General features: G+C 70.0%; 19 protein-coding genes and 1 pseudogene. 7 read left to right on the top strand and 13 right to left on the bottom strand.

What is annotated here, in order from left to right; translation table 11 throughout:
• The first annotated feature begins 27 nt into the window (after positions 1 to 27).
• Both AC1HFH_RS03290 and AC1HFH_RS03285 read left to right on the top strand, forming a co-directional pair.
• Positions 28 to 690, top strand: a complete 663-nt coding sequence (locus AC1HFH_RS03290; RefSeq protein ID WP_480245955.1) for a hypothetical protein — start codon at positions 28 to 30, stop codon at positions 688 to 690.
• Positions 687 to 1472 carry a site-2 protease family protein gene (locus tag AC1HFH_RS03285; RefSeq protein WP_480245954.1) on the top strand — a complete coding sequence of 262 codons (786 nt, stop codon included), beginning with the start codon at positions 687 to 689 and terminating at the stop codon, positions 1470 to 1472. The genes AC1HFH_RS03290 and AC1HFH_RS03285 overlap by 4 nt, the downstream gene beginning before the upstream one ends.
• A gap of 13 nt (positions 1473 to 1485) precedes the next feature.
• On the opposite strand, the gene AC1HFH_RS03280 is transcribed toward AC1HFH_RS03285, so the two are convergent.
• Together AC1HFH_RS03280 and AC1HFH_RS03275 are read right to left on the bottom strand one after the other, a co-directional pair.
• Positions 1486 to 2613, bottom strand: a complete 1128-nt coding sequence (locus AC1HFH_RS03280) for an FUSC family protein (protein WP_480247678.1) — start codon at positions 2611 to 2613, stop codon at positions 1486 to 1488.
• Between the two features lie 64 nt (positions 2614 to 2677).
• On the bottom strand, positions 2678 to 3115 hold the full coding sequence (locus tag AC1HFH_RS03275) for a DUF3151 domain-containing protein (protein WP_480245953.1): 438 nt from the start codon (positions 3113 to 3115) through the stop codon (positions 2678 to 2680).
• Between the two features lie 82 nt (positions 3116 to 3197).
• Here AC1HFH_RS03275 and AC1HFH_RS03270 point away from each other — a divergent pair, with 82 nt between their 5' ends.
• Positions 3198 to 6176 (top strand): Rv0361 family membrane protein, encoded by a 2979-nt coding sequence (locus AC1HFH_RS03270; RefSeq protein WP_480245952.1) that lies wholly within the window; start codon positions 3198 to 3200, stop codon positions 6174 to 6176.
• Positions 6177 to 6311: 135 nt separating this feature from the next.
• Positions 6312 to 7385: a fused (3R)-hydroxyacyl-ACP dehydratase subunits HadA/HadB gene (locus tag AC1HFH_RS03265; protein WP_480245951.1), complete on the top strand. Its 1074-nt coding sequence runs from the start codon at positions 6312 to 6314 to the stop codon at positions 7383 to 7385.
• 24 nt (positions 7386 to 7409) lie between these two features.
• On the opposite strand, the gene AC1HFH_RS03260 is transcribed toward AC1HFH_RS03265, so the two are convergent.
• From AC1HFH_RS03260 to AC1HFH_RS03250, 3 genes are all read right to left on the bottom strand, one after another.
• A complete protein-coding gene (locus AC1HFH_RS03260; protein ID WP_480245950.1) occupies positions 7410 to 8525 on the bottom strand; it encodes a BTAD domain-containing putative transcriptional regulator in 1116 nt (371 codons plus the stop codon).
• A gap of 29 nt (positions 8526 to 8554) precedes the next feature.
• Positions 8555 to 9589 carry a class II fructose-bisphosphate aldolase gene (fbaA, locus tag AC1HFH_RS03255; RefSeq protein ID WP_480245949.1) on the bottom strand — a complete coding sequence of 345 codons (1035 nt, stop codon included), beginning with the start codon at positions 9587 to 9589 and terminating at the stop codon, positions 8555 to 8557.
• A 90-nt stretch (positions 9590 to 9679) separates the two neighbouring features.
• Positions 9680 to 10642 (bottom strand): DUF368 domain-containing protein, encoded by a 963-nt coding sequence (locus tag AC1HFH_RS03250; protein ID WP_480245948.1) that lies wholly within the window; start codon positions 10640 to 10642, stop codon positions 9680 to 9682.
• Between the two features lie 146 nt (positions 10643 to 10788).
• On the opposite strand from AC1HFH_RS03250, the gene AC1HFH_RS03245 reads away from it, so the two are divergent.
• The gene (locus tag AC1HFH_RS03245) at positions 10789 to 11451 is read left to right on the top strand and encodes a DedA family protein (protein ID WP_480245947.1); all 663 of its coding nucleotides are present in this window, start codon (positions 10789 to 10791) and stop codon (positions 11449 to 11451) included.
• Positions 11452 to 11604: 153 nt separating this feature from the next.
• On the opposite strand, the gene AC1HFH_RS03240 is transcribed toward AC1HFH_RS03245, so the two are convergent.
• Together AC1HFH_RS03240 and AC1HFH_RS03235 are read right to left on the bottom strand one after the other, a co-directional pair.
• On the bottom strand, positions 11605 to 12783 hold the full coding sequence (locus AC1HFH_RS03240; protein WP_480245946.1) for a glycoside hydrolase family 76 protein: 1179 nt from the start codon (positions 12781 to 12783) through the stop codon (positions 11605 to 11607).
• Between the two features lie 89 nt (positions 12784 to 12872).
• Complete coding sequence (locus AC1HFH_RS03235; RefSeq protein WP_480247677.1) at positions 12873 to 13577, bottom strand: TrmH family RNA methyltransferase; 705 nt, start codon at positions 13575 to 13577, stop codon at positions 12873 to 12875.
• Positions 13578 to 13656: 79 nt separating this feature from the next.
• Here AC1HFH_RS03235 and AC1HFH_RS03230 point away from each other — a divergent pair, with 79 nt between their 5' ends.
• Positions 13657 to 14223: a Uma2 family endonuclease gene (locus AC1HFH_RS03230; protein WP_480245945.1), complete on the top strand. Its 567-nt coding sequence runs from the start codon at positions 13657 to 13659 to the stop codon at positions 14221 to 14223.
• Positions 14224 to 14289: 66 nt separating this feature from the next.
• Positions 14290 to 14736, top strand: a complete 447-nt coding sequence (locus AC1HFH_RS03225; RefSeq protein WP_480245944.1) for a hypothetical protein — start codon at positions 14290 to 14292, stop codon at positions 14734 to 14736.
• A gap of 4 nt (positions 14737 to 14740) precedes the next feature.
• On the opposite strand, the pseudogene AC1HFH_RS03220 reads toward AC1HFH_RS03225, so the two are convergent.
• From AC1HFH_RS03220 to AC1HFH_RS03195, 6 genes and pseudogenes are all read right to left on the bottom strand, one after another.
• Positions 14741 to 15286: pseudogene (locus tag AC1HFH_RS03220) on the bottom strand (lysoplasmalogenase family protein); the annotation flags it as partial.
• Between the two features lie 602 nt (positions 15287 to 15888).
• Positions 15889 to 16947: a beta-ketoacyl-ACP synthase 3 gene (locus AC1HFH_RS03215; protein ID WP_480245943.1), complete on the bottom strand. Its 1059-nt coding sequence runs from the start codon at positions 16945 to 16947 to the stop codon at positions 15889 to 15891.
• A 54-nt stretch (positions 16948 to 17001) separates the two neighbouring features.
• Positions 17002 to 17580, bottom strand: coding sequence for an orotate phosphoribosyltransferase (pyrE, locus tag AC1HFH_RS03210; protein WP_480245942.1), 579 nt, complete (start codon positions 17578 to 17580; stop codon positions 17002 to 17004).
• A gap of 5 nt (positions 17581 to 17585) precedes the next feature.
• Positions 17586 to 18344 (bottom strand): SDR family NAD(P)-dependent oxidoreductase, encoded by a 759-nt coding sequence (locus tag AC1HFH_RS03205; RefSeq protein ID WP_480247676.1) that lies wholly within the window; start codon positions 18342 to 18344, stop codon positions 17586 to 17588.
• A gap of 47 nt (positions 18345 to 18391) precedes the next feature.
• Entirely contained in the window at positions 18392 to 19603 is a 1212-nt protein-coding gene (locus AC1HFH_RS03200; protein WP_480245941.1) for a hypothetical protein, read from the bottom strand.
• 68 nt (positions 19604 to 19671) lie between these two features.
• Positions 19672 to 20502, bottom strand: coding sequence for a DUF5666 domain-containing protein (locus AC1HFH_RS03195; RefSeq protein WP_480245940.1), 831 nt, complete (start codon positions 20500 to 20502; stop codon positions 19672 to 19674).
• Positions 20503 to 20558 lie beyond the last annotated feature (56 nt).

The following is a 20558-nucleotide window of genomic DNA, read 5'->3' as shown; positions in this document are numbered from 1 at the left end:
GCCGAACCGAGGAGGGTGTACCGCAGTTTGAGTACCCACGTTCTCCGATGCGGCGACGTGCCGGTGCCGATCGCCCTCGCTTCGGCACCGACCACCCAGACCGAATCCCGCCCGGACCCGCAGATCATCGACGATCTGCTGCCGGTGCTGTCGGCCGACAGCCTGCCCCGGCTGATCGTCCTCGGTGAGGATGCCGCGCTGGCCGCCGTGCTCACCCACCTGATGCGCACCGAACGACTCGAGGTCGAGGTCGGCTACGTGCCGATCGACAAGACCTACGCTGCCCGCGCCTACCAGACCGGTACCGGCAACACCGCCGCCAAGATCGCGCTGGAAGGCAAGGCGGTGCCCACCCCGCTGATCCGCGACGACACCGGCACCGTGCTGGTCGGCCGCGCCACACTGACCGGACCCGACGGCGGCAAGCTCACCGGTGAGGCGTACGTGGATGACACGCTGCTGTTCACCGGCACCGTGCACGCCATGCAGGTCTCCCCCACCCTGGCGATGCCCGGTGTCCAGGCGGCCGTCCGGCGCGGCGCGTTCCGCAGGCGTAAGTGGGTGACGGGACGGGCAGCGCAGCTCGGCACGCCGGGTGCGGTCGTGGTGCGGGACGGTGTCCCCGGCCCGCGGCCGGTTCCCCGGTCCACCTTCTATCGGTTCGAGCAGCCCTGGCTATTGGTTCGATGAACTATTCGTTTTCCAAGGGCAGCCGGTCCCGGCTGCACGGGGTGCGCCCCAGCCCGGTATTCCTGCTGGTGGTGCTGGGCACGGTGGTCGGCGGCGCGCTGGCCTGGAATGCCGCCCTGGACTCGCTGCAGGCGAAGGCCGGCGTCTTCGCGCTGGTGATCTTCGGCTGGATCGTCAGCCTGTGCCTGCACGAATTCGCGCACGCCTATGTCGCGTGGCGGGCCGGGGATCACGAGGTCGCGATCCGCGGCTACCTGACCCTCAACCCGTTCAAGTACAGCCATCCGGTGCTGTCGATCGTGTTGCCGCTGGCGTTCATCGCGCTCGGCGGTATCGGGCTGCCCGGTGGGGCGGTGTATCTCGATTCGAGCAAGTTCGCCCCCGGCACGCAACGGCTGGTGAGTGCGGTCGGACCGGGCAGTAACGCAGTGTGCGCGGTGCTGCTGCTGGTGGCGGTCCGGGTGTTCGGCGACACCGAGCATGCGGCCTTCTGGTTCGGCCTCAGCTTTCTGGCGTTCCTGCAGATCACCGCGGCCCTGCTGAACAGCCTCCCGGTGCCGGGCCTGGACGGTTACGGGGTCCTCGAGCCGTCGCTGAGCTACGAGACCCGACGGGCACTGGATCAGTTCAAGCCGTACGGCCTGCTGCTGTTGTTCGCGGTGATCTTCTTCACGCCGCTCAGTGACTTCTTCTTCGATGCGGTCTACGCCCTGTTCGAGCTGTCCGGTGTTCCGAGTTCCTGGGCCGCCTACGGCAGCTACCTCACCCGCTTCTGGCAGTGAGCCGCCGATCCGGCTAGGCGCTGGGCGTCACGTACGGGTTCGGGACGGTCGGCGGCAGCAGGGCCAGTGCCGATATCCGCTGCATCCCGCACACCACCATCAGATCCACCACGGTCGACCGCAGCTGGGCGAAGACCACGTGTGCCGACAGCCCGGCACCGGCGACGAGTTCGGGGCGCGCCCCGGTCGCCACCTTGCGCAGCTCGCGGGTCGCCTCGGCCGGATCGGGTTGTTCACCCGGATCGGCCAGCATCATCCGGCGGACCACGTCGACCGCGTGCCCCAGTTGATCGATCAGATCGATCAATCGCGGGTCGAGCATTTCGTCGTCCCGAACCAGGGTGAGCGATCGGCGCAGCAGCACGCGGGTGTTGCGTACCGCGTTGTCCAGCGGGTCCGCGGTACGCCTGATCCGTTCCAGTCGTGGGCGGGAGTTCCAGTACAGCGGGGAGATCCGGCTGATCTCCTTGCCGCCGGCCAGTGCCGACCGCAGTGAATCGATCTGCGCCTGCGTCGCCCGGACTTCCTCCAGCGCCACCTTCACCTTGCCGGAATCCTGTTCGAGCAGTCCCGCCGCACCCTCGATCAGCGATTTGCTCATCACGCCGAGGACCCCGCCCGCATGTTCGCGGGCCCGGCGCACCGGATGCAGCGGAATCGCGGCGACGACCACCACCCCTACCAGGCCGCCGATCAGCGCGTCGATCATCCGGTCCGGGCCGGCGTTGGAGGGCTGGTTCAATGTCACGACCAGCACCGCGGACCCGGCGGCTTGCATGGTGATGATGCCGCCGCCGTCCAGGAAGACGACCACCGCCATCGCGGTGGCCACCACCAGGGCCAGCTGCCAGATGCCGGGACCCACCCAGGCGATGAACAGGTCGCCGACACCGATTCCGACGGCCACACCGACCACCAGTTCGACCGACCGGCGCAGCCGCGCGCCGAACGACACGCCGATGGAGACCACCGCGGCCGTCGGCGCGAAGAACGGGTCGACATGCCCGACCACATCGTGGGCCAGAAACCAGGCCAGTGCCGCCCCGATCGCGCACTGGAAGATCGGCAGCGTCGAATTCCGCAGCCGCAACAACGATGTGCGGAACCGAACCTTGGTGCTGTCGCGTGCGGCAGTGACCACCGGCGTGGCGGCGGCTACGACGGGCGAATGCGAGTCGATCACCAACGGATCGGAACCGGCCGGGTCAGTCCAGGCCGAGTTCGCCGGCGGCGGTCGGGTCGCAGTCCTCGAGCAGGTCGAGGCAGCGCGCGTATTCTTCGGTTTCGCCGATCAGCTTCGCGGCCCGGGCCAATGCACCGACGCTGCGCAGGAAACCCTGGTTCGGCTCGTGGTTCCACGGGACGGGGCCGAACCCCTTCCAGCCGTTGCGTCGCAACAGGTCGAGGCCGCGGTGGTAGCCGGTGCGGGCGAAGGCGTACGCCGACACGGTGTCCAGCGTGACACCGTCGGTCCCGGCGCGATCGAGCGCGGCCTCGGCCAGCTGGGCCCAGGCCACCGATGCGGCCGGATGGTCCGCGGCCACCTGTACCGGATCGGCGCCGGCAGCGAGCGCGTCCTCCGGATCGGAGATTTCGGGCAGCAGGACCGGTTGCGGTCCGAGGAGGTCACCGAAGGAGGTCATGGGGATCATTGTGCACCGTCCGCCGGATCGCTCGATAGGCTGGCCGACGAGTTCACGTTTCCGGCCGAGCGAGGGGTACTACGTGGCGAATTCGACCGACGACAACCGTCCGGCTGCCGAGCCGGATCGCAGCGGCACGTCCGGCCGGGAGCCGCGCCCGGGCCCCGGTCGGCCGACGTCGCCGTTGGCCGGGCTCACCACGGCAGGTTCCGGCACCACCGAACCGGACCCGAACAACGCCGAGACCCGCCCCTCGGACGCCGTCGCGGACCCCGACGCCACCCCGGACTCCCGCACCGGCCCGGAGGCCCCGACCGTCGCCATGCCGACATCCGGCCCACGCGCCGCCCACACTCCCGAACCAGCCGGGGCGGCTTCCCCCGCAGCACCTCGGCCCGCCGAGGCCGGACCGAACCCAGCACCGGACCCCGAGTCGACCGAGCCCGCCGCCGAACCGAACCGACCGGCACCCGCCGAATCGGCCCGAGCAGCCGGACCCGGCCCCACTCCGCAACCCGGCCCGGCCGCTCCGGACAGTGGCGCGCCTACTGCGCACCCCACCCGCAGCAGCACCGACGCGGCCGCCCCCGAACCCACCACTGCCGACACCGGCACCGATTCGCCCCCTGCCGCCGCATCACCGGCCGGCAGCGATACGTCCCGCAGCGACTCGACCGCTGCTTCCCCGGACCGACACCCCGACGAACCGACCATCGCCGAAGCCACCATTCCCACCGCCCCGGCAAACGCACCCCGGAACGAGCCAACCGGACCGGACGCAAACCCCAACGAACCGACGATCGCCGAGACCACCGCCCCTACCGCTTCGGCAACCCCACCCCGGAACAAACCGACCAGACCGGACGCAAACGCCGCCGAACCGACGATCGCCGAGACCACCACTCCCACCTCCGGATCGACCGAACCCGGGACGACATCGACCGGATTGGAGCCGGACGCAGCCGAGCCGGCGGATACCGAGGTGGTCACACCGGCCGACGCCGGCCCGGTAGCCACTGCCGACGCCGCCACCGAGGAGCTGGGCACCACCACGAGGAGCCCGGGCGCCGCCGGTGCGCCGCCTCGCTCCGACACCCCCGCAGACCCCGCCTCGGCCCCCACCCAGCAGCTGAACACTGCCGCCGTTCCCCCGAATCCGAATTCCGCGGCCCAGGCCCCGACCGAACCCCGGCAACCCACCGCTTCGCCGGGCGCCGACCGGACCCAGCGCCCGGCTTCCCCGGCCGGAGACCGGACGCCGCGGACCGCCGACGGCCTGCCGGACGCCGACGCCCGCCGGAGTGCCGCCGATCGACAAGCCGGTGCAGGCCAGAACCCGGGAGGCCGGGCCGTTCCGCCCCAGGAGCGCACATCGCCACAGCCGCCTGCCGGACCGCAACGCCCGACCGATGCCCACGGCGGCACTCACCCACATGGCGCCGGGGACAAGCCGCACGCCGACAGCCCGGAGACCGGCAGCCCGGAGACCGGCAGCCCGGAGACCGGAGACCGGCCGCACGGCGCGGACGGCCCACCGAAGGCCGGTCAGCAGGAGGTCACCGGCCCATCTCCTGCCGGTGAGCCGCAGGGTGCGAGCCACCGGCCGGCGCCGGGCCGAACGGAAAAACAGCGCCCCGATGCGAGTCGGCCATCCGGGACGCAGGGGCCGGATGCGGGCTCCGGTGCTGGAGAGGGCAGCGACGTGGTGCCTGGCGCCGACGAAGCCGGGCGAGCCGGCGGCGACGGCAAACCGGGTCCTGAGGCGACTGCCGCCGATTCGGATGCGACGGTGGCCATGCGGGCAGTGCCGAACCCGGAACAGCAGACCCAGCGCATCCGGCTCGGCAAGAACGACCGGGTGGTGCCCGGTCCGAAGGGGCCCGCACCGATGGCGACGCCGCCGAATGCGCCGCGCCCGGCCGCGGGCGCCGGCAAGCCGGACCCGATGCCCCCGAACGCACCACAGCCGGCACCGGACGCCGATCGGGCAGCCGGGGCACCGGGAACTCCGCATCCGGCAACCGGACCGGGCCGGCCGCCCGGTGCGTCCTCCGATGCACCGCACCCGGCGGACGCCGCCGGCGAGGCGGCCGGGACACCTCCCGCGGCACCGCCGTCGGCGGCCGGGGCACCGCCCCGTGCACCACATCCGCCTGCCGGTTCCGGCCGTCCGACCGAAACCCCCGCCGACGCAGCTGCAGCCGGCCCGGATGCAGCGCGTCGGATGAACGCAGCCGGCCGGCCGCCGAACGATGCGGCGCGGGCCGGTGCGGGCGGACGGCCGGGCGCACCGGCACCCGGTGGGCAGGGGGTCCAGCCGGGCGGGAGACCGCCCAATGCGCCCCGGCGTGCCCCCGGTGCCGAACCGGCCGGCCCGCCGCGGCCCACGCCCGGTGCGGGTGCTGCGCCGAATACCGCGGATTCCGACCGACCGGCCGGCCCCCCGGCCCCGCAGGTCCAGCGTTCGGGCAGCGCCCCGTCGCCGGCCGACCTGCAGGCGACCCGACCCGCGCAACAGGTCCTCGGTGGGCCGCGAGCGATGCAGCCGCCCCCGGTCGCTCCGCCGCAGCGCATCGAGCCCGCGGCCGCCGAACCGCCGCCGGCCGAGGCCACGCCCCGGCGTTCCCAGCGATGGTTGCTGGCCGTGGGCGCGGCGGGTGTGCTGGTGGTCGCCCTGATCGTGACGGTGGTGGCCTTGGTCGTCGGCTCGCTGGACAACTCGCCGCAGGCCCAGGTCCGCGAGGCGATCACGGCCTACACCGATGCCCTGGAGAGCGGCGATCTGGCCGCGCTGCAGGCGACGACCTGCGGTCCGCTGCACGAGTACTACCGCGATATCGCACCGGATCAGTTCGCCGCCGTGCATCAGCAGGCCCTGGAACACGGCTCGGTGCCGCAGGTGGCCAGCGTCGACGCGGTACAGATCACCGAGGATGCGGCGCTGGCCGAGGCCACGGTGTACAGCTCGGGCGATCCGGACAATCGCACGGCCCGTACCTTCGACCTGGAGCGCACCGCCGACGGCTGGAAGGTCTGCGACCCGACGAATGTGCCGCAGTGAGCGCCGTCACCTCGCCTTCGACGCGAGGAGGTGCGATGCCCGTCACAGGCGCTGAACTCGCACAAACGTTGCCTGGTAATAGGAGTCACACACAAGTGGTCATTCGCCCTGGGTATCAGTAACATGTCCCGGATCATGAGCAGTCAGGAAACAGTGGCACAGCCTGCCTCCGACGGTGCCGAAACCCGAAGCGATGCCGAATCGACCGCAACATTGGTCGGGCGCCGGTACCGGATCCGGGATCACTACGAGGTCGGCCGCGAGAAGATCCGTGAGTTCGCGCGCGCGGTGCAGAACTGCCATCCCGCGCACCAGAACGAGGCCGACGGCCGAAAGCTCGGCTACGACGGCATCGTTGCGTCGCCGACCTTCTCGTCGGTGATCGGCTGGACCGCGACGCGGGCGCTGCTGGAAAACGTGCTCACCCAGTACGACCTGTCCCAGGTCCTGCACACCGACCAGGTCTTCGAGATCTTCCGGCCGATGCAGCCCGGGGAACGGATCGCCACCTCGATCGAGGTGGAGTCGATCCGCCAGTTCGGGGACAACGACTTCGTGAACGTGAAGTTCGTGCTGACCAACCAGGACGGCGAGGTGGCGCAGCAGGGCACCACCACGATCGTGGCCCGCCGCGGCGCCGAGGTGGACGCGAACATCGTCGCGGCGGTCGAGAACATCAGCATGCAGGCCCGGCCGGAGGTGATCGCCGGGGTCCGCGCCGACCAGGTCCTGATCCCGGTGGACGGGCCCGCGCCGGCCCCGGTGCGCGAATCCGCCGCCGTGAACACCACACCCGGCTTCGACGAGGTCGCCGCCGGCGACAAGTTACCCGGCGCGATGGCGCGTGTCGCCCGCGGCGATCTGGTGAACTACGCCGGCGTCTCCGGCGATCCGAACCCGATCCACTTCAGCGACCACGCCGCCCAGCTGGCCGGTCTGCCCACCGTGGTCGCGCACGGGCTGCTGACGATGGGCCTGGCCACCGACTACCTGGTGTCCTGGCTGGGTGACCCCACCGCCATCGAGAAGCTGAGCGTGCGATTCGCCGGGTACGTGCCGGTTCCGGCCACCGCCGCCGGCGAGATCGAGTTCTCCGGCAAGGTCAAGGCGGTCGATCCCGAACGCCGCACCGCCACCGTGCTGCTCAGCGGAATCTCGGAGGGGCGCAAGCTCTTCGGGCGCGCCATTGCCGAGGTCCGGCTCACCTGAGCCGGATCCGGGGGCGCCGATCGATCAGCCGGAACGGAAGGCGAGTTCGGTGGACCCGACCCGGATGACGTCGCCGTCGGCCAGCAGCGCGCCGGCTTCGATCGGCAGTTCGTTGACGTAGACACCATTGGCCGAGCGCAGATCCTTGATCATCAACCCGCGCCGGGCGGGCAGGATGTGGGCGTGGTAGCGACTGGCCTTCGGATCGTCCACGACCAGATCGTTGTCGGTCATCCGGCCGATCCGCAGACCGTGCCGGGGAATGACGACGCTGCGCCCGTCCGCCAGGTGCAGCACACCGCCGCGCAGATCGCCGGGCGCCTCCGTCACCGTCTCGCTCATCGCCGCGACGAGTTGCTCGGATCGCTTGAACTCCACGGTGTTCAGCGGCTCCTGCCGGAGCACCCGCTGCTCCAGCTCGGTCAGGGCGGGCCCCGGGTCGATGCCCAGCTCCTCGGCCAGCACCGTCCGCACCCGCCGGCACGCCTCCAGTGCGTCGGCCTGCCGGCCGGAAAGGTACAGCGCGGTCACCAGCTGGCCCCACAGCGGCTCCCGGAGCGGGTGCTCGTTGGTCATCGCGACCAGGTCGCCGATCACCGTCGAGCTACGCCCACAGGCGATTTCGGCATCGATCCGGGCGGCGGCGGCAAGCAGCCGCTCCTCCTCCATCGCGGTGGCGAAGCCGTCGGCGAACTGCAGCCCGCGCAGGTCGGCCAGTGCCCGGCCGGACCATTCCCGTAGCGCGGCACCGAATTGCAACGCGGCACCCGGATGGTCGCCGATCTCCGAACAGCGCACCCCGGCCTGCCGCGAGGTCTCGAAACGGCCGAGATCGCATTCACTGTCGTCGATTTCGAGGCGATACCCTGACGATTCGGTGTGCAGCACGGTCGCCGGATCGACCCCGGCGGTGCGCAGCGCCTTGCGGATGTTGGAGACGAACACCTGCAGGCTGGCGGCATACGCATCCGGTGGATCCTCGTTCCACACCATTTCGGCCAGCGCCGCCGACGACACCGCACGGCCCCGGTTGATCGTCAGCGCGGCCAGCAGAGCTCGCGGCTTGGGCCCGCCCACTGCCACCGGCGCATCGCCGATGAGCAGCCGGACGGGCCCGAGCACACGGATATCCAGACTCATGAGATCGGACCCGCCGACTCCGGTGACGCTCAGGCCGAGATGGAACGGCCCGCAGACTTCAGGTCCTGGCAGGCTTCCAGCACGCGAGCGGCCATCGAGGTCTCCGCCTTCTTCAGGTAGCTACGCGGATCGTAGGTCTTCTTGTTGCCGACCTCGCCGTCGATCTTCAGCACACCGTCGTAGTTGGTGAACATGTGCCCGGCGACCGGCCGAGTGAACGCGTACTGGGTGTCGGTGTCGACGTTCATCTTCACCACACCGTAGCTCAGCGACGCCTCGATCTCGGACTTCAGCGAGCCGGAACCGCCGTGGAAGACGAAATCGAACGGCTGCGCATCCGAGCCCAGGCCCAGCTTCGCGGCGGCCACCCGCTGCCCCTCGGCCAGCACCTCGGGCTTGAGCACGACGTTGCCCGGCTTGTACACCCCGTGCACGTTGCCGAAGGTAGCGGCCAGCAGGTACTTGCCGTTCTCACCGGCGCCGAGGGCGTCGATGGTCTTCTCGAAGTCCTCCGGCGAGGTGTAGAGCTTGTCGTTGATCTCGGCCTCGACGCCGTCCTCTTCGCCACCGACGACACCGATCTCGGCCTCGAGGATGATGTTGGCGGCCGCGGCCTGCTTCAGCAGTTCCTTGGCGATCTCGAGGTTCTCGTCGATCGGGATGGCCGAGCCGTCCCACATATGCGACTGGAACAGCGGGTTCTCCCCGCGCTTGACCCGCTCCTGGGAGAGCGCGATCAGCGGCCGGACGAAGGTGTCCAGCTTGTCCTTCGGGCAGTGGTCGGTGTGCAGCGCGATGGTCACGTCGTACCTGGCGGCAACCACGTGCGCGAACTCGGCCAGCGCCACCGCACCGGTCACCATGTCCTTGACGCCCAGGCCGGAGCCGAACTCCGAGCCGCCGGTGGAGAACTGGATGATGCCGTCACTGCCCGCGTCCGCGAACCCCTTGATGGCTGCGTTGATCGTCTCCGAGGACGTGCAGTTGATGGCCGGAAATGCGAAGTGGTCGGCCTTGGCCCGGCCGAGCATCTCGGCGTAGACCTCGGGAGTCGCGATAGGCACTGGGAGACCTCCGTTGTGTCCGTGCGCTCAGTCGTGTGGTGCGTGTGGTGCTGTAAGCGCTGAGAGCATTATGTCAGCGGACAGCCTAGGTCAGCAGCGAGTCGAGTCGATATCCGGCTGGGTGATCGCATCGGCCGGTTCGGCCGCCCGGGATCGAACGGACCGCCGCTCGATCACGATGATGCCGACCACCAGCAGCCAACCGGCCACCATCAACGCCACCGTCACCGGAACGTCACCGCTGGGTGCGAGCAGGGTCCGGCTGTCCTCCTCCCAGGGCTGCCACGGCCACAGCGCCCGCAGCGAACCCGCGAGCAGGCCGGTCATCACGACCATGGTGACCCGGTGCCGGTGCTCCAGCAGCCACTGCAGCCCCTTGACGAAGCAGCTCAGGCCCAGCACCGCACCGGCCGCGAACACCGCGATGTAGCCGAGTTCGCGATTGTTCACCGCGTCCATGGTCGTGGTGTAGATACCGGTCGCAAGCAGCACGAAGGATCCCGAGACACCCGGCAGTACCAGCGCACAGATGGCCACCGCGGCGATCACCATCACCAGCAGCGGGTTGGGGTCGCTGATCTCGGTCGGGGGCATGCCGGAGAACACGAAGGCCGCGGCCGCGGTGGCGGCGGCGATCAGCCACTCCCGAGCCGACCAGTTCCGGCCGGACTCCGAGTACGGCACCCACAGCGACGCCAAAACCAGGCCGAAGAACACCGCGAAGGTCCGTTGCGGATGGTCCTCGACCAAGGGAGCGACGAGCTTGGCGGCGGTCAGGGCGGCGGCCACCATGCCCAGGCCGACCGCCAGCAGGAACGGTAGGTCGACGTTGCGGAACTCCTGTGCGGCCCGCCGCGTCCCCCGGCCCCGGGGAACGTCGGTGGCCAGCAGCTTCGCGGTGGTCACGGTGTGCCCGGCGGACAGGATCAGCCGGTCGTAGATCCCGGTGACCAGCGCGATGGTGCCACCACTGACGCCGGGCACGACCTCGGCCGTACCCATGAGCCCGCCACGCAGCGCGTCGAGCAGATATGTTCCCGTTGATCGCGACACAGGCACAGCGTAGCGGCTGCGCCGGCCATCGGATCGCCCTGCCGGATCACATCGATCGGGCATTGGCGGCATGATGGAGTGCGGCCGGCCCGCAAACCGGCCACACAATCACGAAGCCCCGGCAGTTGGGTGATGGAGGACAGCGCATGACGGGACTGACGGCGTCGGGGTTCGCCCCCCTCGAAACCGCCGGCCCCATGTTGGTGTGGACGATCGTGATCGCCTTCGTATTCGTGGAATGCGCGGTGATCCTGGGCCTTTTCCTACCCGGCGATTCCATGTTGATCACGGCCGGCATCGTGCTCGCCTCGCACAGCGCCGGCGAGAAACAGGTGTGGGCACTGTCGGTGGGCGCGATGATCGCCGCCGTCGCCGGCAACCAGGTCGGATACACGATCGGGCAACGCACCGGCCATCATCTCGTCGCACGGCGCAACGGCCGCTACATCAACACCGAGAACCTGGCCAAGGTCTCCGAACTGCTGCATCGCCACGGATTCCTCGCCGTCCTGGTCTCCCGCTGGATCCCCTGGGTACGCACCCTGTGCCCGCTGGTGTCCGGGGCGGCGGGGATGGACCACCGCAAGTTCACGATCGCCAGCACCCTCGGCGCGATCGGATGGGCGCCGGTACTGCTGCTCATCGGGTTCTACGCGGGCGGCTTCCTGGATCGGGTGCCCTGGTTGATGCCCGCCGTGGTCACGGCGCTGGTCATCGGACTCGTGGTGGCGACCGTGCTCGGCATCCGGCAGTACCGGCAGGAAATGGCCCGCCCCACCGAGGACTTCGACGTGGAGTCCGCCGCCTGATCTCGGCAGCCCGGAGGCGGCAGCGCAGCATAACCACGGAGGGCTTCGAGGGTCAGGCGAATCGAGCACCGCCTGATCTCGGCAGCCCGGAGGCGGCAGCGCAGCATAACCACGGAGGGCTTCGAGGGTCAGGCGAATCGAGCACCGCCTAGTTCACAGCCCGGCGTCGCTCACCCGGTACGCGGCCTCCATCAGCAGCCAGCCGGAGAGTTGAACGGACAGGTCCCGCTCGGGGATCCGGGATGCGGTGACCGAACCGTTCGGTGTCGAATAGCCGGCGCCGAGGCTGCCGCCCGGCAGGGTCGCCGGTTCGGTCCAGTCGTGGCCGAACAGCGGTTCGCCCTCGACTTCCAGCCGGTTCGCCCAGGCGGCGGTGGCCGAGGCCCGGACGATCGCCGCCGCGGTGCGCCGCGCAGATTGCTCGGTCCGGTCCTCGCCCGGCAACCGCAACGCGACGTCGGCGAGGTAACGGGCCAGGATTCCATTGAACAACCCGCCGTCGCCACCACTGCCGCCGGTGATCACCAGCCGGGCGGTGAGCCGTTCCTCGACGGCCGTCAGCAGCCGGATCACCCGCTCGGTGTGCCGCGGCCGCCCGGTCTGCACGGCCAGCTCGGTCTCCAGCCCCAGCACCACACCCTGGCAGTAGCTGTAGACCGGGCGTTCGATCTCGTGTGCGGGCTGATGGATGCCGTCGAAGACGAGACCGGTCTCGGGGTCCCGCAGGGTGGCGTCCAGCCAGTCGGCCATCGCTGTGGCACGCTCCTGGGCGCCGAGCCGGGCGAGCACGATACCGGCGGGACCGTTGGCGGGCGCGTTGAAGAAATCGCTGCCCACCCGCCACGGAATGCCGCCACCCACGTCCGGGGCCCAGGCGTCGTAGAGCTCGTTCTGCAGGGACCGCAATCCGCGCCGCAGCCTGGTCAGCTCCTGGGTGCGGACGGCCCTTTCCAGGGCGATGGCCAGCCACGCCATATCGTCGTAGTAGCGGTTCGTCCAGCCGGTGAGGTTCCGGAGCCGATGGGTGCGAGCGATGGTGGCGATCCGGCGGCGCCGCTGCGGGGTGGGCACGCGCTCGGCGGCATCGATCGCACAGTCCAGCAGATGGGCCTGCCACCAGTAGTGCCATTTCAGGAACAGTCGTTCCCGCCGGGTCGCGGGCCAGCCGACCACACCCAGCTCGGTGCCCGGCAGCCCGAACAGGGGACGTAGATGTCGCGCGAGGACGGCAGCCTCGGCCAGATCGGCGCGCTCGGACCAGACCGCAGAGGTGGTGCGGCTGGCGGAACCGGCGCGTTCGGTGGGCTGCAAGCGCCGGCTACGCGGGGTCATAGCACTATGGTGCCAGTTTCTGCCCCGTTCTCGCGCCCGATTTGTTACCGATCTGTCGCTGATTCGATGACAATCACACTTCGGGTCGGCTACCAGGCTGCGGAAAGGTCCGCATGTTGCCGGATCCAGGCGTGCATCGCGATACCGGCGGCAACCCCGGCATTGATGCTGCGGGTGGAACCGAACTGCGCGATCGACACCGTCAACTCGGCCGCGGCCTGCGCATCCGGCGTCACCCCCGGGCCCTCCTGACCGAAGACGAACAGGCAGTTCCGCGGCAGCCGGGCCGTTTCCAGCGGCTGCGCGCCGGGCACATTGTCCACCGCGACCATCGTCAATCCCGCCACCGCGGCGTACTCGCGCAGCTCGCCGAGGGTCGCATGGTGCTGGACGTGCTGGTAGCGGTCGGTGACCATGGCCCCGCGCCGGTTCCAGCGCCGCCGGCCCACGATGTGCACGGCGGCCGCCGCGAACGCGTTGGCGGTGCGCACCACGGTCCCGATGTTCGCATCGTTGCCGAAATTCTCGATCGCCACATGGAACGGATGCCGCCGGCTGTCGATATCGGCGACGATCGCCTCCCGGGACCAATACCGGTAGGCGTCCACCACATTGCGGCGGTCGCCGTGCGCGAGCAGTTCGGGGTCGTAGCGCTCGTCGTCCGGCACCGGCTCGCCGTACTCCTGCACCCACGGCCCGAGCCCGTGCGGATGCTCGCCCCACTCGGTGGGACCGGGCAGCGACTGCTCCGCTGTTCCGGCTGGTAGCTCCGCATTCCGGACCGGTTCCGGCATCTCAGACTCACGCACCCGACGATGGTAGAACCAGCCGCCGCTGTGCCAGAATGGTGCCGAGCGGACGAGGAGGTGACAAATGGCGGCACCGTGGCCCGATCATCTGCTGAGCATGCAGGATTGGGATGCGCTTCCCGAGGACAACAGTCGGCAGTTCGAGCTGGTGGAGGGGGTACTCGTCGTGTCACCGAAACCGCTGGCCCTGCACCAGCGGGCCTGTGGCCGCATGGTTCACCAGCTGGATGCACAACTCCCGGAGAAGTGGGAGGCCCTGCCCGACTGTGAGGTCGTGATCAGCGAGAGCGCCTTTCCGACGGTGCGCGCCCCCGATGTAGTCGTCGTCCCGGCCGAGGCGGTCGACGCGAATCCGGCCCGTTTCGACGCCGAGGACGTCGCGCTTGCAGTGGAAATCCTCTCGCCGGGTAGCCGCCGCACAGACCGGGTCACGAAGTTCGCCGAATATGCCGAGGCGGGAATCGAGCACTACTGGTTGGTCGATCTCGATGATCCCGTATCGATCACCGCATACCGCTTGGTCGACGATCACTACGAACTCGTCGCCGAAACGTCCCGGGCGATCTCGATCGACGTCGCCGATACTCCGATCCGGGTCGATCCGGCGGCTCTGGTCGGCCGCAAGGGTTAGCCGCGCAGGACACCGGCGCGCACTATCCTGGAGGTACGAATCAACGACCCGGGGTAGGTGACCGGGATGGATCATGTCCGTGTGCTGCGCACGATGGTCGTCGTCGTGTCGATATATCTGGTCTCGCTGGCGGTGTGGATCGGCTGGCTGGCGCCGCGTTCACCGCCCGGGACTCTGCCGTATCAGGTGCTGATGATGGTGGGGCTGTTCGGCAGCCTCACCGGGGTGGGGTTACTGCTTGCCCAGCGGCCGTCGCGGGAGGACCGGAGGCTGCGCCGGCACGGACTGGAGGGCTGGGCCCGCATCGAACGGGTGCAACCGCTCGCCCGCACCGATCACGGCAGTGAACTGACCGAACTGGATCTCGAGCTCACCGTCCCGGGATCGTCGAGCTACCACGGGTCGATCGTCTACGACCTGATGCCGATCGACCGACCGGTGCTGGATGTCGGCAGCACGGTCTCCGTCCGGGTGGATCCGGCGGACCGCGACCACATCATGCTGGTGTTGTGAGCGGTCAGCGGCGGTACAGCGCCGGATCGGTCAGCAGATACTGGGCACCGGCGTAGGTGGCCAGGATGACGCCCTCTGTGGTGCGGCGGGCCCGGTCGCCGCGCGCGAACAACCGGCGCAGCACGATCAGGCCGTCCGAAACCGTGAACAGCAGCGCGCCCAGCCCGAGGCGGCTGCGCGGATCCGCACCGGGCACATTCATCCCCGCGACCTGTACCGCGTCCGGTGCCAGCCGGGGATCGGAGGCCAGAACCGCGGCGGTGCCCAGGGTAGCCCCGTAGGCGGTCAACGGCACAGCCAACCTCGGCGCCCGAGCGGCCAGCAGCCCGGCCGCACCCGCCCAGGCCACCATCCGGGGCACCACCACGGCGGCCCGGGGCCGGGCCCCCAACCGCAGCCAACGCGCCACATACGCCGACTGCATGGCGGCAAACGCCGTGGCCCCCCGCACCAAGCGCCGGTCGTCGTCGGGATTCAGCAGGAACACATCACCGACCGTCGCCGCGGTCAACGCCCCGGCCAGCAGCAGCCGGTCCACATCCGGCCCGGTGCGCCCATCGTCCACCGACCGGGAGGGCGGAAGTCCGGCGTCCGCTGCCCACCCGTGCCCAGGCCCGGCATCTCCCCCGGCCGCACGCCGGGACTCGGCGTCCACCGACGTCACGGGCCTGCTCTCGGCATCCACCGCGGCCATACCGCGGGTCTCGGCGGCACCCGCACCCGTGCCCTGAGGTTCGTCGTCGACCGACCCCTCGTGCGTGGGCTCGGCACCTACCGACGTCACGCGCTGCCGTCCGGGGTTGCCGGTTCCGGTACCCGGCAGCGCAGTATCCGGGGCCGGTCCCTCGGGGGGACGGGCCGACGCATTCGGGGCGACGGACGAGTCAGTCGGTCGACGGCCGGATTCGGCGGTCCCCGGTGCAGGAGGTACCGCCCGCAGGAGGCCGCCGGGCGCATCGGCCGCGGGCGGGCGCGAACCGGCTGTGAGCAGGTAGTCGGCGGCCAGCAACGGCATCAGCAGCGGCTTCGCCACCTGCTGGAACCGGTCCCGGCCGCTGACGGCGCCGTATACGGTGGCGGCGGCCGCGATCAGGTATCCCGCCCGCAACGATCGATGGGCCCGGCGCCGAAGGCTCGCGGAGCCGGCGGGCACTACAGGCTCGATTCCTTCGGGGCGGGCGGCAGGACCACCACCTGGCCCGCGTAGCTGAGCCCGGCACCGAACCCGAGCAGCAGCGCCAGCTGGCCGCCCTTCGCCTTACCGCTGGCCAGCATCTCCTCCATGGCCAGCGGAATTGAGGCCGCGGAGGTGTTGCCGGTGTTCTCGATGTCGTTGGCCATCGGGATCTCGTCGGCGAGCCCGAGGTTCTTCTTCATCAGCTCGTTGATCCGGGCGTTGGCCTGGTGCGGGATGAAGACCTCGATATCGTCCTTGGCCACCCCGGAGATCTCCAGTGCATCCGACAGCGCCCGCGGCAGCGTCACCGCGGCCCACCGGAACACCTTCGGACCCTCCATATGCAGCGACATCCGGCCGACCGGCTCCACCTCGGGATCGGTGCCCTGCAGCCGCTGCGCCTTCTCCATGAACTCCAGGAAGTCGACGTCCTGGGCGATCGCCTCGGCGTTCTCGCCGTCGCTGCCCCACACCGTGGGCGAGATGCCGTTCTCCTCGCTGAGACCGACCACGACGGCGCCGGCGCCGTCACCGAAGATCATCGCGGTGCCGCGGTCCGTCGGGTCCAGGCCGACGGTCATCGTCTCGGCGCCGATCACCAGCACATAGTCGGCGGATCCGGCCCGGATCAGGTCGGCGGCCACGCCGAGTCCGTAGCCGAAGCCGCCGCACCCGGAGGTGAGGTCGAACGCCGGAATGCCGTTCATGCCCAGATCGGCGGCCACGGTGGGCGCGCCGTGCGGGGTGAGCTTGAGCCAGCTGGAGGTGCACAGGACCAGCGCACCGATCTTCTCCCGATCGATGCCGGTGTTGTTCAGGGCCCGGTCACCTGCGGCGGCAGCCATCGAACGCAGCGTTTCGTCGCCGCTGATCCAGCGGCGGTTCTTGATGCCGGTGCGCTCGAAGATCCACTCGGGCGTCGAGTCCAGCACCTCACATACGTCGGCGTTGCTGACGAGACGCTGCGGGCGGTAAGCCCCGATCCCGAGCATCGCGACGTTCTCGCGGCTGTTCCTTACTGCAATGCTCACCACAGGTGACTCACACGTCCTTCGAAAAACATTCCGGTGACCCCGTCGTCATCCGGATCAGCTCAGGGCCAGGTCCGACAGCCCGAGGATCGAACGATACTCCAAACCCTCGTCGGCAATCACCTGATCGGCCCCGGTCTCCCGGTCGACCACGGTAGCAACACCCACGACGACGGCTCCCGCCTCGCGCAGCGCACGCACCGCGGTGAGTGGAGAATTTCCGGTTGTGGTGGTGTCCTCGACCACCAGGACGCGCTTGCCGACGACGTCCGGGCCCTCGATCTGCCGCTGCATTCCGTGCGCCTTGGCCGCCTTGCGGACGACGAAGGCGTCGATCGGCCGGCCGGGTGCGTGCATCACCGCGAGCGCGACCGGATCGGCACCCATGGTGAGGCCGCCGACGGCGTCGAACTCCCAATCGGCGACCAGTTCGCGCAGCAGCTGCCCGATCAGCGGCCCGGCCCGGTGGTGCAGGGTCGCCCGCCGCAGATCGACGTAGTAGTCGGCTTCCTTTCCGGACGACAACGTCACCTTGCCGTGCACCACGGCCAGCTCGCGCACCAGCGCAGCCAGTTGCTCGCGCGCCGCCGCGCTGTCGGTCACCGGCGCGTCGGTCTCGCGTGCCTGGTCGATCATCCTTGTCAGGTCCTTCCGCGTGAATTGAACAGGCCACGATTCATTCGGACCTGCAGGGCGCGCGGGATCAGTCCGGCCACCGCCGTGAGCACCTTGTACTGCACGCCGGGAACGCTGATCACCCGGTCGGCGTCGAGATCGCGCAGCGAACCGGACACGACCCGGTCCACCGACAACCACATCGGCTTCGGCGTCCCCGACATCTCGATGCCGGCTCGCTGATGGAACTCGGTACGGACGAACCCTGGGCAGAGCGCCTGGATCCGGACTCCGGTCCCGGCGAGCCCACCGGCCAACCCCTCACTGAAGGATACGACGTAGGCCTTGGAGGCCGAATAGGTCGACCCCCGTCCGGGGATCAACCCGGCCACACTCGCGACATTGACGATGTCTCCCTCGGCGGCGGCGATCATCGCGGGCAGGGCCGCGCGAGTGAGCTGCAGCACCGAGGTGACGTTGACATCCAACTGGGCCTGCAGCTGCTCGTAGGGCAACTCCCAGAACTCCCCGGAATGCGCGAAACCGGCATTGTTGACCAGGAAGCGGATACCGGTGGCGGCCCGTTCCGCCACCCGGGCCCGGTCCGCGGCGTCGGCCAGGTCCGCGGTCAGGATCTCCGAGGCGGTGGCGTAGCGGCGTTCCAGGTCGGTGGCCAGCGCCTGCAGCCGGGCCTCGTCCCGGGCGACCAGCACCAGGTCGTAGCCGCGGGCAGCCAGCCGCGTGGCGTATTCCCGACCGATGCCCGAGGTAGGGCCGGTGACCATGGCAACCGGCCGGGCCGCGCCGGGCAGCCGGACCGGATCGGCAGCGCTCACTGCGGTCCCTGATACGGCCGGAACCCGGGATGGAACGGCCCGCCCGGCTGCGCGGACGAATCCATGTCGTCGTCGTGGCCGGCTTCGGCGGAACGTGGCCGGGCGTCCGGCACGACGGCCAGCGACGGGCGACGCGGGGCCGGGGGGTCGTCGTAGCCGGCACCATCGCCGTAGCCGTCGCTGTCGGCATAGTCGTCGCCGTCGGCATACGGGCCTGGATCGTCCCGGTCGTCGCCGGTGGGATCGTCGTCACGGTATACGGCGGCCGAACCGGCTCCACGGAACTCGTCGGCATAGTCGTCGCCCCGATACGATTCGGCTCGATGATCGTCCGCGTAGTCGGCGTCGGCCGGGTAGTCGTCGTAATCGTCGGCGTCGTAGTCGTCCGGATCCCGCCGACCGGATGCCTCGCCCGGATAGGGCCGGTCGTCACCTCGGCGGGCCGCCGACTCGTCCGGATAGTCCGCGTAGTCGGCGTCGTACCCGTCGGCGTCGTATCCGTCGTCGGCATCGTCGAAGGCCGGCATCGGCGTGATCGCGGTGTCCTCCAGCGCGTTGTCGCGCCGTGCCGGACGCTCCTCGTAGCCGTCCAGCGGGTCGGCGACCGGCGGCAGCACATGCAGCAGGCCGGACAGCCGCAGCACCGCATCGATCGTGGCCTCCCACTCCTTCGAGCCGGTGCCGACGGCGAGCATGCCGAGCGTCCAGTTGCCCTCGCTCCACAGCATCTGCACGGTATCCGGGAGCGTCTCGATGAACGCGACCATCCGCTGATCCACCGCGTGCCGGGCGATCTCCGGGTCGGTGGCGAAGACGACGCGATCGCCGATGGCACCGAGAAGTTCCAGATCGGCGTCCTTGGGCGGCGCGGCGGTCTTGAGCCGCATGTCCACGTCGATCTCGGAGCCGATCTGGCGGCGCACCGCGACGAGCGTCGCGGCGTCCTCCAGGTCGAAGAGCACGAACTTCTCGCCCTTACGGATGCCCGAGACCACATCGACCGCGGTGAGGTAGCCGAGTTTGGCCATCGCACCGCGGCGCCAGGTCGATGCCAGTGCCGGCTCGACCGACACGTAGGTGTAGCCCTGTGACTTCGCCCAGGACTGCCGGGCGTGACCGGTCCGCTGACGCTGGATCCGATCGAAGTACAGCAGGACGATCGCACCCACGAGTGCGATCGCCGCCAGTCCGAACCACATTGCCGTCATCGTCGCCTACCCTATCCAGCCGCAGCCGCGGATGCCCGGCAGTGCCACCTTCGACGCGCGTGCGCGCGTCATCGCGGTCCACCGGACAACGACGTGCTGATGATGATCGCGGCCCGGATCTCGCCGTCGGGCCCTTTCTCTCCCTGCACCATGATCATGTCACCGACCGGTAGATCTTCGGCGTTGTTACCGGCCAGGGAAACCACCTGGGTGTTCTCGTCGTAGCGCACCCGGGTGGCCTCGCCGCCCAGCCGATCCAGCACGATCACCCCGTCGCTGTTCTCCGAGATGGTGCCCATTGCGGCGCCGAAATTCTCACCGAGGCCCGGGATTCCGGGAAAACCGGGCAGCCCGCCGGAGCCCGGATCGGTCGGTGGCGCCGGTGTCGTCGTGGGCACCCGGAAACCGGTGGTGGTGGTCGGACCGGTCGCGGATTCCGAATCGGAGTCACCACCGGTCAGCAGCAGTGCCGCGAAGACGCCCAGCGCACCGACCAGGGCCACCACCGCGAGCCCCAGGCCGATCAGCAGTCCGGTGTGCCGTTTCGGCTCCTCGGGCGGACCCGGCGGCAGGTCACCGCCCGGACCGGGTGGCGGCGGACCGTATCCCGGTGGCGGACCGTAACCGGGCTGGGTCTCCGCCGTACCCCACTGCGCCTCATAGGGCGGCAGTTCCTGCGTCGGGTTCGTGGGCGGCGGCGGTTGTCCGGGCGTCGGCTGTTGCACCGTCGGCTGCGCCCACGGGTCCTGGTTCCAGCTGTCCCCTTCGCCCACCCCGTAGGCCTTGGTGGTTTCCACGGGCGCCTGGGTCGGGTCGGGCCCGGCCCCCGGATCCGACGAACCGAGCCGCTCGGTCGGCTCGTCGCCCGGCCGCGCCCACGGATCCTTCGGCGTCGTCATACCGTCCAGGGTAAGCCCGCTGCGAACCATGCGGACCGAACTTTGCCCCGCATGCC

This window comes from Nocardia sp. KT25-26, assembly GCF_056627695.1.
Note: the sequence above shows the minus strand (reverse complement) of the source record. Positions and strands in the feature narration are given on the sequence as shown.